11 protein-coding genes are annotated in these 14462 nt (G+C 63.6%); 9 read left to right on the forward strand and 2 right to left on the reverse strand.

What is annotated here, in order from left to right; genetic code table 11:
* Positions 1–47 precede the first annotated feature (47 nt).
* Both CAG00_RS16355 and CAG00_RS16360 read right to left on the reverse strand, forming a co-directional pair.
* The gene (locus CAG00_RS16355) at positions 48–2663 is read right to left on the reverse strand and encodes a cellulase family glycosylhydrolase (protein ID WP_085664777.1); all 2616 of its coding nucleotides are present in this window, start codon (positions 2661–2663) and stop codon (positions 48–50) included.
* A 5-nt stretch (positions 2664–2668) separates the two neighbouring features.
* Complete coding sequence (locus tag CAG00_RS16360) at positions 2669–4195, reverse strand: O-antigen ligase (RefSeq protein ID WP_085664778.1); 1527 nt, start codon at positions 4193–4195, stop codon at positions 2669–2671.
* 373 nt (positions 4196–4568) lie between these two features.
* On the opposite strand from CAG00_RS16360, the gene CAG00_RS16370 reads away from it, so the two are divergent.
* The 9 genes from CAG00_RS16370 to CAG00_RS16410 all read left to right on the forward strand — a co-directional run bounded on the left by CAG00_RS16370 (position 4569) and on the right by CAG00_RS16410 (position 14416).
* On the forward strand, positions 4569–6035 hold the full coding sequence (locus tag CAG00_RS16370; protein ID WP_085664779.1) for an FAD-dependent oxidoreductase: 1467 nt from the start codon (positions 4569–4571) through the stop codon (positions 6033–6035).
* Positions 6036–6090: 55 nt separating this feature from the next.
* Complete coding sequence (locus CAG00_RS16375) at positions 6091–7047, forward strand: glycosyltransferase family 2 protein (protein ID WP_085664780.1); 957 nt, start codon at positions 6091–6093, stop codon at positions 7045–7047.
* A gap of 8 nt (positions 7048–7055) precedes the next feature.
* Positions 7056–7580 carry a serine O-acetyltransferase gene (locus CAG00_RS16380; protein WP_025339010.1) on the forward strand — a complete coding sequence of 175 codons (525 nt, stop codon included), beginning with the start codon at positions 7056–7058 and terminating at the stop codon, positions 7578–7580.
* Positions 7581–7585: 5 nt separating this feature from the next.
* The gene (locus tag CAG00_RS16385; RefSeq protein WP_085664781.1) at positions 7586–8563 is read left to right on the forward strand and encodes a glycosyltransferase; all 978 of its coding nucleotides are present in this window, start codon (positions 7586–7588) and stop codon (positions 8561–8563) included.
* A gap of 70 nt (positions 8564–8633) precedes the next feature.
* On the forward strand, positions 8634–9638 hold the full coding sequence (locus CAG00_RS16390) for a VirK/YbjX family protein (RefSeq protein WP_085664782.1): 1005 nt from the start codon (positions 8634–8636) through the stop codon (positions 9636–9638).
* A gap of 60 nt (positions 9639–9698) precedes the next feature.
* Positions 9699–10901, forward strand: coding sequence for a glycosyltransferase (locus CAG00_RS16395; RefSeq protein ID WP_085664783.1), 1203 nt, complete (start codon positions 9699–9701; stop codon positions 10899–10901).
* A complete protein-coding gene (locus CAG00_RS16400; protein WP_085664784.1) occupies positions 10898–12085 on the forward strand; it encodes a glycosyltransferase family 2 protein in 1188 nt (395 codons plus the stop codon). The genes CAG00_RS16395 and CAG00_RS16400 overlap by 4 nt, the downstream gene beginning before the upstream one ends.
* The gene (locus tag CAG00_RS16405; RefSeq protein ID WP_085615600.1) at positions 12085–12837 is read left to right on the forward strand and encodes a WecB/TagA/CpsF family glycosyltransferase; all 753 of its coding nucleotides are present in this window, start codon (positions 12085–12087) and stop codon (positions 12835–12837) included. The genes CAG00_RS16400 and CAG00_RS16405 overlap by 1 nt, the downstream gene beginning before the upstream one ends.
* 157 nt (positions 12838–12994) lie before the next feature.
* Complete coding sequence (locus tag CAG00_RS16410; RefSeq protein WP_085664785.1) at positions 12995–14416, forward strand: undecaprenyl-phosphate glucose phosphotransferase; 1422 nt, start codon at positions 12995–12997, stop codon at positions 14414–14416.
* The last annotated feature ends 46 nt before the right edge of the window (positions 14417–14462 follow it).

The raw sequence follows: 14462 nt of genomic DNA on the forward strand, positions 1-14462 counted from the left end.
GCGCTTTTCAGCTACAGGTCTGTGGTGAGGGTAGATGGCCATATACCCTATTTCAAGAACAGCCAGTTGGACATGTACTTGCCATCGAACGTGATGCTGTAGCGCCCATCCTGGTAAGCCATCGGCAACGGTTTCAACTGCGCCTGCGCATCCCGGGCGAACAGTTTCAGGCCAGCAGGCGCCTTGATGCTCAAGGTGCCGGCAAGCGGCTCGACGTTGAACGGTGTCTTGTAATCGGCCTTGGGCACGGCACGGGTACCCAGCGACAGCAGCAGTTCGCGTGACTGGCCCAGGGGCTTGCCGTCCAGGCTTTGCACCACGACGCTGGCGTACGGCGTTCGTGCTTGCACCTGGATGGCGCCCAGGCTGATCGAGCGATCTCCCAGCCAGCCGGTGGCGGCCTGGGTCAGCGGTGTGTCGATGGTATAGATGCCCTGTTGCCAGTTGCGCTTGAGCTCGCCCGTGTCGCTGAGCGCTTGCGTGGCGTCGGCTGGCAGCAAGGACTGCCCCGGGTCCTGCAGTACCTGCGCACCGACAGGGATGGCGGCGGGCTTCAGCCAGGGCAACTCCGGCGTCTGTGGCAGGGCGATCTGCAGTTGGCCCTTTTCCATGGCCGTGCGCAGCAGCGCTGAAGTGCGCGGGGTGATCTCCTGGTTGTACAGGGTGGCGGGCGTCGGCGCGAACACATAGCGGGTAGTGGCCGGCTTTACGTCCGCGCGGCGATAGAGCAGGGCGGCAGCGGGCAGGGTGGCGATCATCGCCGGGTCGTTGTACGCGTGCCAGTTGTCCGCCGTACGCCAGCCTGGGTTGAAGGCTTGCTGGCTGTAGGCGTACTGCAGCATGGCGTCCCAGCCCTGGTGGGCGGCGGTGCCGGCCACGTACAGCGGCAGCGAGTGGCGGTCGGGCAGCGGGAAGGGTTCGGCGTTCCACTCGGAGACGGTCAGCGGCTTGCCGACTACCTGGGCGGCGGCGAGCCAGTCGATCATGCCGTCGCTGGTCAACGGGTTCTTCTCCAGTTGGCCATTGGCACCGTAGGCATGGGCATCGATGACATCGCCTGCGGTCAGTGCCGGCAGCGCGCTCAGGCCATTGCCGCCCCAGGTACTGGTGGTGGCAATCGGTACTTTCACGCCGAGACCGCGCAGGTGGGCGATCATGTCTGCGTTGAAGCGCTGTTCCAGGTCGTTGAGAAACAGCTTCGAAGGGCCATGCTCCCAGGCGCGCCAGGTGAGGTCGGTGGGCAGGTCGTATTGTTTGGCGAAGGCTTTGGCCGCTTCCATGTAGCGCTCGCTGTGGCGCGGCACATCCTTGTTCGGCATCAGGGCGTTACCATAATGCTGGGTGAGGTCGTTCTCATTGGTGAGCAGTACGGCAGCGATGGCCGGGTCGTCCTTGTAGGCCAGGCCGGTGTATTCGTTCACATGGGTCAGGTACTGCTCGGCAAAGCGTTTCATCGCTTGTTGGATACTGCGGTTCACATACGCGTAACCCTTCAGGTCGACGTGGTTCTCGCCCTTGGCCAGTTCCTTGAAGTCATCGATGTTGTCATTGGCGGTAAGCGCCCGCTGCACGTGCAGATCCAGCCAGATATAGATGCCTTCATCCTTGAGCGCCTTGATCCACAGGTCCAGCTTGCGCAGCGATTCGACACTGAGCTGCTGGGTATCGCGCACCAGGGTGCCGTCGCCAAACACGTTAGGGCTGACCCAGGGCGAGTCGTGGTGGTGCAAACGCACCAGGTTGAAACCCAGTGCCGACAGGCGTTTGGCCTGTTGGCGGATTTCTTCGTCGGGGCTCTTGAACAGTGAATAGGCGGACAGGTTGGTGCCCCAGAAGCGCACCGGGGTGTCGTTTTCGAACATCAATTGCTCGCCAACGGCCTTGACGAAGCCGTGCTTGCCGGCAGGCTTTTCCGCAGCGTTGAGGAATGACAGGTCCACTGGCGAGGTGCGCCAGTCCAGTTGGTCGTCGGGCCAACCGGCGGGGTCGGCCAGGCCGAAGCGTTCGCTGGGCGTGGGCCCCAGCTCAATGTCGCCGGTAATGTTCAGCATCGCCTTGATCTGCTGCTGTCCGGCGTTGATCGGGTCGCTGTAGATGAACGCACGCAGTTCGGACGGGTTGCCGCGCTCGAAATACACCTTGGTCAGCGGCGGGTCGAAGCGCATTTCGATGCGCCGGCCCTGGTCAGCCTTGCCCCACGACCAGCCACGGTTGCCGGGCAGCAGCTGCGGGGCGCCCATCTCGCCGGCAATTTGCGCAGGGTCGAACTCGAACACCATGCCGCCGCCCATCACCCCGGCCTGGCGGCTATGGGCGTCGAGGTCGAAGGCCCAGCTCAGGGTTTGCGCCTGCTCCTTGCGGATATCCGCCGCCAGGTCGAAGTCCAGCTCCTTGTTCTTGCCCTGCAGCATGTAGTGGTAGGGGCCATTGACCTTGAACGTGGTGGAGAAACCGGTCCAGCTCCAGTTGGCTGCCCAGAAGTCGAACTTGGCTTTCATCACCGGCCCACCGCCGCGGGTCACCATGGGCAGGCCGTTCTGTTCATCGACACTGACTTGCCACGCTGATGCCCAGCCGGTGAGCGGCAGCAAGGCCAGGCCGGCAATGGCCGAAACCCGCAGCAGGGTTTGAAAACCCCGGCTGCGCAGGGGGAGCAAGCTCATAAGTGTCACCTTGGTTGAAGGCCGGGGTCGGCCAGCGCGATGGCCTGGCTGTTGTGCAGCCTGCGGACCATCTGGATGTAGGCCACGCCCAGCCCGGCGACAGTCCAGTACACCACCGGGATGAAGGTGATGCTGCTGACGGTGAAGATGATCACCAGGATGCCGATCAGTGTCGCCAGCAATGCCCGGCCGAGCTGGCGTTGTTCGTCATCCTTGTCAGGGAAACTGCGCATGGCCTTGCGGATGCCGTGCAGTACGGCGGCGAAGAACGCCACGAACAGGCCAAGCCCGACCAGCCCTACCCGTAGCGCCAGGTTGATGTAGGTGTTGACGATGTCGATGATGCCTTCACCCTGGATCATCGATTGCATTTCCGGGGTGTTGCGGAAGTCGAACGAGCCGAACAGCGGGTTGCGCTGGATGACGATCCACGAGTTGTCCATCAGCCTTGCGCGGTAGGTGATGTTCTCTTTCTCGAGGTTGCCAATGAACGGCAGCATGTCCAGTACCTTGTCGCCACCGGGCACGATGGTCAGCAAGGGCAGGGCCAGCACGCCTGCCACGGCGAGCAGCGCCAGGCGCCTGACCGCACCTTTGCCCAGGGCGATGAACACCACCACGATGACCACGGCGCCGATCCACGGGCCACGGGACAGTGGCGCGAACAGCCCGGCGGCCAGCAGCAGGGCGCCCAGCGCCCGCTGCAGGGGGCGGCGCACGTAACCCTGGACGAACAGGAACAGGCCGATGGCCACGCTCATCACATAGCCCAGGGCAATCGCCTGCCCGGTGGTGACGCTGGCGCGCAGCGAACCGCCACGGCTCAGGTAGCCGGACATGCTCCACGGCACGCCCATGGCGTCGACCAGGGCGCTGTACAGCAGCCAGTGGCGCACGTACTCGGCCACGCCGATCAGGGCCAGGACGAAGGAGGCAAGCACGAAGGCCAGCAGGGTGTCCTTGAAGTCGCTGATCTGGCGCAGGCCACGGCTGGCCACGTAATACGGCAGTAGCACGTCGACATACAGGTACAGCGTCTGGCGCAGGGTGTCGGTCAGGGTGGTTTCGCGCAGGTACAGCACGCTCATCAGCAGCAGGCCGGCCGCCAACAGCCTGTCGGGCCAGGTGCGGCCGAAGCGCAGGGTGTCGCCCTGCCGGCGCAGGGCCAGTGCCGCCGGCAGCAGCACGCACAGGGTCAGCAGGCGGATATGGTTGAGGTCGACCAGGTAATTGACCACGCCAAACCCGGGCACCTGCACCGAAGCCGGCGGGACCAGGAACAGCAGCATGTAGAACAGCGCCATGGGGTTGTGTTCGCGGCGCCCGGCGATGTACAGGATGACGGCGCCAGCACCCAGGTACAGCCAGAAGCTGTGCGAGAAGAACGCCAGCAGGGTAAGCAGGAACCACAGGTTGCGCCGGCGCTTGAAGTCGCTGAGCGGGATCAGGTCGGTGGCAGGCCGCCGCGCCAGCAGGAAGACCACGCTCGCCAGAAACAGGATGACGATCAACGCACGAAAATGTTCAGGCATTGGCTATGTGCACCTTTGCGTCGGTGGGCAACGGCTAGCATCGTGGCTGATTGAAACTATAGTGACCTTTTAGCCAATCGGTCAGAGATCGACGCCATGCCGTCGATTGTGAAGCTGGCCCCGGGGACTGGCGGTAATGCGGCTTGTCGGGTAAATCTTTCAAAGGTGCAGGTCACTGTGTCATGGGGAAGCTTACTTTTTGTACTGCGCAAACGGGTCGTAGAGGATTTCTCCAGAGTTGCGTGTTGCTGGGGGTTGGTGGTTTGGTGTTCGCTGCTACGCCAGCCGCTGCCAGCCAACCTGCCGGCAGGCCCGGGTTCGTGGTGATCAACGGCTGGGTATTGCCGTCTCGCTACTTCCGGAACGAACACCCATGATCAAGGATTATCAGCAGCAGAAGGCCCTGCGCGACAGTTACGATGTCTGCATCATCGGTGCCGGCCCCGCGGGCATTACCCTGGGCCTGCGCCTGGCCGCCGCCGGCTGGAGCGTACTGCTTGCCGAAGGTGGCGGGCGTGAATATTCGGCGAACTCGCAAGCCTTGTACGCCTGTGCATCCACTGGCCTGGAGCTTTACGCCGGGGAGGCTCGCCTGCGTTACCTGGGCGGCACCTCCAACCATTGGGCCGGCCGTTGCCGGCCGTTCAGCCCCTCGGACTTCGCCGTTCCCCCCATTGGCGACCTGCCTGGCTGGCCCATTCCTTATTCGGAGATAGCAGGCTACCTGCCTGTTGCAATGGATATCGTCGACCTGCCGCCCGGGTCGGATTTTCACGCGTTGAATGCTGGCCTCGACGGCGGAGAATTCGAGCCAGACCGCTTTCTGCTCAGCCCGCCCACGCGTTTTGCGCAAAAGTACGCCACGGCCCTGGAGCAGACCCAAGGCCTGGACGTGTTCATCAACTGCAATTGCGTGAACCTGGAGTTCGACCAGGCCTCCGGCCACCTGGCCGCAGTCGTACTGTCCGATTACGCGTGCAATCGCCAGCGCCTGGTTGCGAGAAACTTCGTGCTGGCCACCGGTGCCATCGAGAATGCCCGGCAACTGCTCAACAGCGAGTCGTTGCTGGCGGCGGGGGTCGTGAGCAAGGACGGGCTGGTCGGCCGGTGTTTCATGGAGCATCTGAACATTGACCTTGGCTCCTTCATCCTCAAGTCGGGGCTGGACCCCGAGCCGCGCGAGTACTACACCACCGATGCCTTCGTTGACGAATACAAGGCAGGTAAAGGCAATGTCAGGGCCGCCTTGCTGGCCGATGTACAAACCTATGGTCGTACTGCCGAGGTGAAGCATTTTCTGGAGAACCTGGCCTGCGACATGGGGGTAGCCAGCAAGATCGCCTTCGTGACCAAGTTCAGTTGCCCCGGTGACGGTGTCATCAGCACCATGATCGAGCAGTTCCCCAACCTGCGCAGCCGCATTTCGCTGCTGGACGAGAAGGACGCACTGGGCGTGGCCAAGGTCAATGTCAACTGGGCCCTGAGCGCTGATGACCGGCACACCATCAAGTGCATTGGCAGCGAACTGGCCAAGCAGTGGGCGGACATGAACCTGGGCTTCATCAAGCTCAATGACTTCGTTTATGACACCTCGATACCGCTGAAGCTGTCGCCACATGCCCACCACATGGGTACCACGCGCATGGCGTCGTCGGCGCAGTTCGGTGTTGTCGATACCAACTGCAGGGTGTTCGGTACCGAAAACCTTTACATCGCCGGCAGCAGCATCTTTGCCACGGGCGGTGCCTCCAACCCGACCATGCCGCTGCTGCAGTTTGCGGTACGCCTGGCCGACCACCTCGATGCCAGGATGAGCGCGGCCAGGGAAGCCGTGGTGTGACGAATGTTGTGCTGATGCTGCAAAGGCGCGGGGACTTCTTCGAGGGATGGCAACAATGGCTAGCAAACCTGTGGACGTCATGGTGGTCAACTTCAACACGGCCAGGCTGCTGCAGCCGATGTTCGATGCGTTGCGCCGGGCCGACAGCGAACGGCTGGCCAGCTACCTGGTGGTGGACAATGCCTCGGTCGATGACTCGCTGCAGCGCATGGCCGAGGTGTGCCCGCAGGCGCTGCTGCTGAGCAACACGCAGAACGTGGGGTTCGGCCGGGCCAACAACCAGCTGCTGGCGCACCTGAAGGGCAAGTACGCCTTGCTGCTGAACACCGATGCTTTCGTCGCCACCGACTCCCTGCAGAAAACCCTCGACTACATGGAAGCCCACCCGGAGTGCGGGGTGCTGGGGGTGCGCCTGGAGAGCCGCGACGGCGACCTGCAGCCCAGTTGCCGCTACTTCCCCACACCGCTCAACGTGTTCGTCGGGCGTACCGGGCTGGGGCGCTTGTTCCCCGGCCTGAAGATGGTCGACGAAATGAACTGGGACCACGCCTCGGTCCGCGAGTGCGACTGGCTGCCTGGCTGCTTCTACCTGGTGCGCCGCGAAGTGCTCGACCAGGTGGGCCTGTTCGACCCGCGCTACTTTCTTTATTACGAAGAGGTCGACCACTGCAAGCGGGTGAAGGCGGCCGGCTGGAAGGTGGTGTTCTACCCGCATACCACGGTGGTGCACATCGGTGGGGAAAGCTCCAGATCGGTGGCCGAACTTGAGGCGGCCAGCCGGCAGATCTCGTCATACCAGATCGAAAGCGAGCTGCTGTACTTCCGAAAGCATCACGGGCTGGCGGGCCTGGCCCTGCACATGCTGCTGGTCACCTTGGGCGACCTGGTGCTGGCACTCAAGGCGCTGTTGAAACGACGCGGCCGGGGCGCGATACAGGCCTGCTGGCGTCACTGCCGGGCGACCTGGTCTCTGTTGTTCAAGACCCGGTACGCCAGCCAACCGACAAGGTAGGTGGAGCCATGTTCGAGAATATACGTGCCGACCTGCGTGCCCATGGTGGCGACTGGGGCGCCCAGGGCTTCTGGGTACTGCTGGTGTACCGCTTCGGCCGCTGGCGCTATGGGGTGCGCCCGGCACTGCTGCGCAAGCTGTTTTCGCTCATCTACAAGGTCCTGTTCAAGTTCGTGCAGATCATCACGGGTGTGGAGTTGCCGTGCGAAGTGGTAATCGGCCGCAACTTCGTCATCGACCATTTTGGCGGCATCGTCATCAGCGGCTATGCCCGCTTTGGCGATGACTGCCGCATCCGCAATGGGGTGGTGGTGGGCCTGAAGAACGTCAACGAGCCGATTGCACCGGTGTTCGGCAACAACGTCGATATCGGCACCGGGGCCAAGGTGCTCGGTAGCATCCGTATCGGCAACGACGTGATCATCGGTGCCAATGCCGTTGTGCTGGTGGATGTGCCGGACAATTCGCTGGCGGTGGGGGTGCCGGCCATCATCAAGGCCAGGCAACCGGCCGCCACGGCGCCCGTGGAGTGAGGCCCATGGCGAGCGGGATCGGTGTGGTGGTGATTGGCCGCAACGAAGGCCAGCGCCTGGAACGTTGCCTGATTTCGCTGCAGCAGGGGGCGGACAAGGTCATGTACGTCGATTCGGGCTCCACCGATGGTTCACTGCACTTGGCCCGCAGCCTGGGGGTAGAGGTACTGGCGCTGGACCTGGGCACCCCGTTTACTGCCGCACGCGCCCGTAACGAAGGCTTTTTCGCCTTGCAGCGGCGGCTGCCGTCGATGCAACTGGTGCAGTTCGTCGATGGCGATTGCGAGGTGGATAGCGGCTGGCTGCCCGCGGCGCAGGCGTTTCTCGACGACCATCCCGACGTGGCAGTGGTGTGTGGCCGCCGACGCGAGCGCTTCCCGCAGCGGTCGGTGTACAACCTGTTGTGCGACCTGGAGTGGGACACCCCCATCGGCGAGGCCAAGGCGTGTGGTGGCGATGCCCTGATGCGGGTAGATGCCTTTGCCGCGGTCGGCGGCTTTCGCCCCGAGCTGATCGCCGGAGAAGAGCCCGAACTGTGCGTGCGCCTGCGGGCAAAGAATTGGAAGGTCTGGCGCCTGGACGCCGAGATGACCCTGCACGACGCCGCCATGACCCGTTTCAGCCAATGGTGGCGGCGTAGCCTGCGCGCTGGCCACGCCTATGCCGAAGGGGCTTACCTGCATGGTCAGCCGCCCGAGCGGCACTGGCTGCGCGAGTCGCGCCGGGCCTGGCTGTGGGGCCTGGGCATCCCCGTGGTGATCGTGCTGGCCTGCCTGCTGCTGGGCGGCTGGAGCCTGCTGTTGCTGCTGGTTTACCCGCTGCAGGCCGTACGCCTGGCCCGGCGTGGTGGCAAGTCGGTGCGGGAGAACTGGCTACAGGCGGTGTTCCTGGTATTGGGCAAGTTCCCGGAAATGCTCGGGCAACTGAAGTTCTTGCGCCACCGCATCGCGGCCGGCAAATCGACGTTGATCGAGTACAAGTGACAAGGAGTCCGCCCCCAAAGGGCCCCTGCTAATTCAATAAGTTATGTGCAGTTCTATGAGAAAGAGGCCCATGATGCTCGGCATGATCGTGAAAAGCGTGTTTACCTTGCAACCGGGCTACTCGTTGCGGGCGCTGAACAACAAGCGCAAGTTGACGCTGCAGATTGCCAGGCAATGGCCTGAGCTGAATGCGTTCCTGCAGCGCATGACGGCGACGCTGGGCCCGCAAGGTTTGCAGCGGCTGGGGGTGGATTGCATCGGTGTCGTGCAGTGGCCTTACCTCAGCAAATGTTGGGAAGCCTCGCAGCGCCTGGAGGTGCTGGCTTCGCACTTCGAAGTGCTGGCCGGGCAGTTTCCGGCGCTGTTGCTGCTGGGGCGGGACGAAAGCCTGACGCTGTGCGAGCTGTCCAGCCATTCGCCGGGCTGCCGCCTGGTGCTGGACCGGCCGATCTGGTTCAAGCGCGAAGGCGAGTTGGTATTGAACCTGTTCCAGGGCGACCTGCGGGTGGCCTCCCTGGCGTTCAGCCTGTGCCGCAGCCAGGGCGAGCTTTGCCTGTTCATCGGTGCCGTGCAGGGCATCCACAAGGGTGTCGACAGCGAAACTTCATTGGCCATCTACCGCGACCTGACCAAGGACTTCGAAGGGTTGCGCCCACGCAGCCTGCTGCTCGAGGCATTGAAGTGCCTGGCCAGGACCCTGGGCGTGGCACACCTGTATGCCGTCAGTGACGCCTGCCGCCACCATCGGCACGCTTATTTCGGCAACGACAAAGGCCAGGACCTGGCGGCCAATTATGACGTGATCTGGCTGGAGCACGGCGCTACTGCGTCGAACCATGCGGATTTCTTCGCCCTCCCGCTGGCCGCGGTACAGCGGGCGGAACAGGACATCCCGGCGAAGAAACGGGCGATGTACCGCCGCCGCCAGGCGTTGCTCGACGATGTTTTCACCCGCTTGCAGGCCACGTTGCCAGGCAGCGGTCACAACCTTGGACTACAAGGGAAACAGGAGGATGCACCTGACGAGGTGGCATCGGCGGGGCGCCGGCCGCCGGTAATCGACAGCCTGAAGTAACGGCCGGCCCTGCCACGGCAGGCCTGAAGGTTCATTACGCGGGTCTTGATCTGGATTCCTATGCGCATTGCTTATTTCATAAACCAGTACCCGAAGGTCAGCCACAGTTTCATCCGCCGCGAGATCCTGGCGCTGGAGCGCCAGGGGGTAGAGGTGCAGCGTATTGCCCTGCGCGGGTGGGACGCCGAGTTGCAGGATGCCGAGGACTCGAGCGAACAGGCCAGGACCCGCTATGTGCTGCAACGTGGCGTCAAGGGCTTGCTGGCACCGTCCTGGCAAGTGCTGCGCGCACAGCCGCGCCGGTTCTTCCAGGCGCTTTGGCTGGCCATGCGCCTTGGCCTGCGGGCCGACCGCGCCTGGCCCTACCACCTGGTCTACCTGGCCGAGGCCTGCCAGGTACTGCAGTGGTTGAAGGCTGGCGAAGCAAAACATGTGCATGCGCATTTCGGCACCAACTCCACCGAGGTGGTGATGCTGGCCAACGTGCTGGGCGGGCCAGCCTACAGCTTTACCGTGCACGGGCCGGAAGAGTTCGACAAACCGCAGTTCCTGCACATGGGCGAGAAGGTGCGGCGTGCCGCATTTGTCGCGGCGGTCAGCTCGTACGGGCGCAGCCAGTTGTTTCGCTGGGTGGCGCACGACCACTGGGCCAAGGTGAAGGTGGTGCATTGCGGCCTCGAGCGCAGCTTCCATGAGTTGGCGCCGGTCGGCGTGCCCACGGCGCCACGCCTGGTGTGCGTCGGCCGCCTGTGCGAACAGAAAGGCCAGCTGCTGTTGCTCGAGGCCGCGCGGGTACTTGCCGCCCGGGCGATCGCCTTCGAGCTGGTGCTGGCCGGCGACGGTGAAATGCGTGGGCAGATCGAGGCGTTGATTGCCCGGCATGGCTTGCAGCAGCAGGTGCGCATCACTGGCTGGATCAGCAGCGCACAGGTGCGCGAGGAAATCCTTACGGCGCGTGCGTTGGTGCTGCCCAGCTTTGCCGAGGGGTTGCCGGTGGTGATCATGGAAGCCATGGCCTTGCGCCGGCCAGTACTGACCACCTATGTGGCAGGTATTCCCGAGCTGGTGCGGCCGGGCGAGAACGGCTGGTTGTTCCCTGCCGGCGCCGTGGACGAGCTGGCGGCGGCCATGGCCGACTGCCTGGCGCAACCTGCCGAAGCGCTGCAGCGCATGGGCGAGGCAGCCCGCCAGCGTGTGCTGCAACGGCATGACATCGATACCGAAGCGGCCAGGCTGGCCAGCTATTTCAAGGCATCCGCATGATGAGTGTATTGGCTTGGTTACTGGGCACGCTGGCGGCCATCGCCCTGTTGCCGGTGCTGCTGCTGTTGGTGCAGGTGCTGATGGCTTGCCTGCCAGCGCGCGCGCAGCCGTTGGGCAACAACGCTCGTCCGCAGGTGGCAGTGCTGGTGCCAGCCCATGACGAGGCCTCGATGATTCGTGCCACGCTGGCAAGCATTGCCCCGCAGTTGCGGCCTGGCGACCGCTTGCTGGTGGTGGCGGACAACTGCACTGACGACACCGCGCAACTGGCGCGCGAGGCCGGTGCCGAAGTGGTGGAGCGCCGCGATGCGCGGTTGCGCGGCAAGGGCTACGCCCTGGATTTTGGCGTGCGCCACCTGGCCAGCCAGCCGCCCGAGGTGGTGATCGTGGTGGATGCCGACTGCCAGGTGGATGAGGGGGCGATCGAGCACCTGGCGCGGCGCTACCGCGAGGTCGCTCGCCCGGTGCAGGCGCTGTACCTGATGCACGCATCGGCAGGGGCCGGGCTGGCAGTGCAGGTTGCCGAGTTCGCCTGGCGGGTCAAGAACCTGGTGCGCCCGCGTGGTTGGGCACGGCTGGGCCTGCCTTGCCAGTTGATGGGCGCCGGCATGGCGTTCGGCTGGCGTGACCTGGCCTTGATCGACCTGGCCAACGGGCATCTGGTGGAGGATGTGAAACTGGGCCTGGACCTGTGCCAGCAGGGCAAGCCGCCAGTGTTCTGCCCCGAGGCCGTGGTCAGCAGCCAGTTCCCTGCCAGCCAGCAAGGCTTGGGTAGCCAGCGCACCCGCTGGGAGCATGGGCACCTGAGCCTGATGCTGGCCGATGCGCCCAGGCGTGCGCTGGCCGCAGTCACCCAGCGTAACGGCAGCTTGCTGGCCATGACCCTGGACCTGCTGGTGCCGCCCCTGGCGTTGCTGGTGCTGAGCCTGCTCGGGCTCAACCTGGTGGCCTGGCTGGCGTACCTGCTGTTCGGCCTGGCGGCACCTGCCTGGATCGCCCTTTGCGCGCTGGCATTGCTCGGCCTTGCCGTCGCACTGGCCTGGGCGCGCTTCTGTCGCGAACTGATCCCGTTTTCCGTGCTGCTGTACGCGCCGTTTTACGCCGCAAGGAAGGTCCCCTTGTATCTGGGGTTCCTGATCAAGCGCCAGGTTGAATGGGTACGTTCGAAACGGGATGAAGACTGATGGCTGAATGGCAGAAACGTTGGAACACCCTTGTCGGCAAGCTGGAAGTGGTGGTGGATACCACTGCCGCGCAGCGCCTGCTGGACAGGCTGAGCGCCCCGGAAGCCGCGACAGTGCTGGGCTTCGTCAATGCCCATGCAATGAACCTGGTGGTGCGCGATGGCGCCTGCCACCAGGCATTGTCGGCGGCCGACGTGCTGCTGCGCGACGGTTCCGGCATGGCGATCCTGTATCGCCGGCTGGGGCTTGAACCGGGGCTCAACATGAATGGCACCGACTTCATTCCTCGGCTCCTGGCCGCCTACCGTGGGCGGCGGGTCGCGTTCTGGGGCACCCGGCAACCTTACCTGGACCAGGCCGTGCAGCGCAGCGCAGCCATGTTCGGGGTGGTGCCAGTGTCGGTCCACGATGGCTTTGCCAGCGTCGATACCTACCTGCAACTGGCCAGGGAGCAACAACCGGAGCTGATCGTGCTGGGCATGGGCATGCCCAGGCAGGAGGTTGTGGCGGCAAGGCTGGCTGCAACTGGCGGGCCGTGCCTGATCGTGTGCGGCGGCGCGATCCTGGATTTTCTCGGCGGCAAGGTCAGCCGGGCGCCCGAGTGGTTGCGGCGGTTGGGCGGGGAGTGGCTGTACCGACTGTTGCGCGAGCCGAAGCGTTTGTTCATGCGTTATGTGGTGGGTAACCCGTTGTTCCTGCTGCGTACCTTGCTGTACCGCCGCGACGGAGGGGCGGCCAGACACCCCGTATGAGCGGCACAATCCGCGCACACTGATGGCGGGTGGCTGCTACAGTGAGATCAATGGGTTGGGGCTGCAGGATTTCGCTTCACGGGCTTTGCATGAGCCGTTGTCAAGTCTTGCTGGTTTGTGGAAGGCACTTGCTGCGCGCAAATTGATGAGGTCTGAAATGGTTCTCGAGCCCAGAAGCAGTCGTTCCTTGCTGCAGAGAAGAAGCAGCGTAAGTAACGCCATTCAGGCCGGCCTCGATGGGATTGCAGTCACCGGTATTGCCTGGTACCTGATCTACGACCAGTTTGGCTACATCACCTCCGATTACGTGATCATGCTGCTGTTGCTGGTTGGCGCCCTGGCCGTCATCTACGATCATTATGCGATCTACCGTACCAACGTTGGCCTTTCCATCAAGGCTTTTCGGCTGTTCAAGGCCTGGTCGGCAACCTTTTGCTTCCTTGTGGTCATGGCCTTCCTGGCCAAGCAGAGCGAAACCTATTCGCGTCTGCTGGTGGTGCAGTTGTTCATCATTGGCTACATCGCCCAGTTGTTCCTGCACTTTGCCGTGCGTGAATTGCAAAAGCGCTTCACCGCCCATGCCCGCCTGGACAACGCCCTGATCATCGGCGCCGGTGACCTGGCCAACTTCCTGTACCAGAAAATCAGCAACAACCCCTGGTTCGGCGAGCGTGTGCTGGGCTGCGTGCTGATCGACAGCGCCGATGAGCCGGGGCGCGAAAGCGCCGACGGCAAGCAGCGCATGCCAGTACTCGGGCATGTTGCCGAGCTCGACGATGTCGTGGCCCGTTACGGCATCCGCACGGTGTACCTGGTGACTCCACTGGGTGGTTCCGAGGTCATCAATGATGTGTATTTCAAGTTGCTCGACAAGTGCATTGCGGTGAACTGGGTGCCGGATATCTTCTCGTTGCGCCTGATCAACCACAGCGTGCGGGAAATTGCCGGCATTCCCGTGCTGACCTTGTCGGAAACACCGCTGACGGGCATGAGCCTGTTCCTGAAGAACCTCGAGGACAGGGTGTTGGCGGCGCTGATCCTGCTGCTGGCATCGCCGGTGTTGCTGGCCGTTGCGCTGGCCATCAAGCTCGATAGCCGCGGCCCGGTGTTCTTCCGCCAGGAACGCACCGGCTGGACCGGGGAAGCGTTCCGCATCTGGAAGTTCAGGAGCATGCATGTCCATCAGCCGGAAGAGGGCGTGGTCAGGCAGGCGCAGAAGAATGACCCGCGGCTGACCCGGGTCGGCGCCTTCATCCGCCGCACCAGCCTGGATGAACTGCCGCAGTTGTTCAATGTGCTGACCGGGGAGATGTCGCTGGTCGGGCCAAGGCCGCATGCCTTGCAGCATGACACGCTGTATTCGCAGGACATCGTCGACTACTTTGCCCGCCACAATATCAAGCCTGGCATGACCGGACTGGCGCAGGTGCGTGGGTTCAGGGGCGAGACCAGGGATATCGAGCAGATGATCCAGCGGGTGGACTCGGACATCGAGTACATCAACAACTGGTCGCTGTGGCTGGATTTCGTGATTCTGGTGCGCACACTTAGCGCCTTTACCGGCAAGCAGGCCTACTGACGCACAGATCTCGCAAGCGCTCTGCGCACCCTGTGGGAGCGGGTTT

The sequence above is a fragment of the Pseudomonas sp. B5(2017) genome (genome assembly GCF_002112825.1).
In the GTDB taxonomy this organism is placed as follows: Bacteria; Pseudomonadota; Gammaproteobacteria; order Pseudomonadales; family Pseudomonadaceae; genus Aquipseudomonas; species Aquipseudomonas putida_Z.

Excerpts from the sequence above, each read along its gene's own strand:
- CAG00_RS16355 (WP_085664777.1), bottom strand. The coding sequence starts at position 2,663 with ATGAGCTTGCTCCCCCTGCGCAGCCGGGGTTTTCAAACCCTGCTGCGG.
- CAG00_RS16360 (WP_085664778.1), bottom strand. The coding sequence starts at position 4,195 with ATGCCTGAACATTTTCGTGCGTTGATCGTCATCCTGTTTCTGGCGAGC.
- CAG00_RS16370 (WP_085664779.1), top strand. The coding sequence starts at position 4,569 with ATGATCAAGGATTATCAGCAGCAGAAGGCCCTGCGCGACAGTTACGAT.
- CAG00_RS16375 (WP_085664780.1), top strand. The coding sequence starts at position 6,091 with ATGGCTAGCAAACCTGTGGACGTCATGGTGGTCAACTTCAACACGGCC.
- CAG00_RS16380 (WP_025339010.1), top strand. The coding sequence starts at position 7,056 with ATGTTCGAGAATATACGTGCCGACCTGCGTGCCCATGGTGGCGACTGG.
- CAG00_RS16385 (WP_085664781.1), top strand. The coding sequence starts at position 7,586 with ATGGCGAGCGGGATCGGTGTGGTGGTGATTGGCCGCAACGAAGGCCAG.
- CAG00_RS16390 (WP_085664782.1), top strand. The coding sequence starts at position 8,634 with ATGATGCTCGGCATGATCGTGAAAAGCGTGTTTACCTTGCAACCGGGC.
- CAG00_RS16395 (WP_085664783.1), top strand. The coding sequence starts at position 9,699 with ATGCGCATTGCTTATTTCATAAACCAGTACCCGAAGGTCAGCCACAGT.
- CAG00_RS16400 (WP_085664784.1), top strand. The coding sequence starts at position 10,898 with ATGATGAGTGTATTGGCTTGGTTACTGGGCACGCTGGCGGCCATCGCC.
- CAG00_RS16405 (WP_085615600.1), top strand. The coding sequence starts at position 12,085 with ATGGCTGAATGGCAGAAACGTTGGAACACCCTTGTCGGCAAGCTGGAA.
- CAG00_RS16410 (WP_085664785.1), top strand. The coding sequence starts at position 12,995 with ATGGTTCTCGAGCCCAGAAGCAGTCGTTCCTTGCTGCAGAGAAGAAGC.